Origin of the sequence: Erwinia sp. MYb416 (genome assembly GCF_037479575.1) — a bacterium.
Taxonomy (GTDB): Bacteria; Pseudomonadota; Gammaproteobacteria; order Enterobacterales; family Enterobacteriaceae; genus Erwinia; species Erwinia rhapontici.
Genome location: NZ_JBBGYT010000336.1, coordinates 1 through 616, shown reverse-complemented (window position 1 = coordinate 616; position 616 = coordinate 1). Strand labels below are relative to the sequence as shown.

General features: G+C 55.7%; 1 protein-coding gene. It reads right to left on the bottom strand.

Annotation, left to right across the window (positions count from 1 at the left end):
- Positions 1 to 77: 77 nt before the first annotated feature.
- Positions 78 to 616: NAD(P)/FAD-dependent oxidoreductase (locus tag WH277_RS04005; RefSeq protein ID WP_339504482.1), on the bottom strand; the 539-nt coding region annotated here is incomplete at its 5' end.

Below are 616 nucleotides of genomic sequence, written 5' to 3'. Positions count from 1 at the left end.
GGATGAGGGGGTGAGTCAGAAGAACGGCTTATACCCCCACAGACAGTCATCCGGGAGTATAAGCCGTTTTTTACAGCTTAGTGCAGCTTGAGGCGTGGACGGATCGCGCGGTTGATACTGCCCACCAGCACCATCAACCCAGTTTTAAAGTAACCGTGCAGCGCAACCTGGTGCATGCGGTACAGCGAGATATAGACGAAACGCGCAATACGCCCCTCGACCATCATCGAACCACGCATCAGATTGCCCATCAGACTCCCCACGGTGCTGAAGCGGGACAGTGAGACCAGTGAACCGTGATCTTTATAGACATACGGCTTCTGCGGTTGCCCTTTCATCTCCGCCAGAATATTGGCCAGCACGCGTGAGGCCATCTGATGTGCGGACTGAGCACGCGGAGGAACAAAACCACCGGACGGCAACGCACAGGACGCACAGTCGCCAATCGCGTAGATGTTCGGATCACGGGTCGTCTGTAAGGTTGGCTCAACCACCAGCTGGTTAATACGGTTGGTTTCCAGCCCACCCAGCTCTTTCATAAAGTCCGGTGCCTTGATCCCCGCCGCCCAGACCATCAGATCGGCATCAATAAATTCGCCGCTCTTGGTGTTCAGGC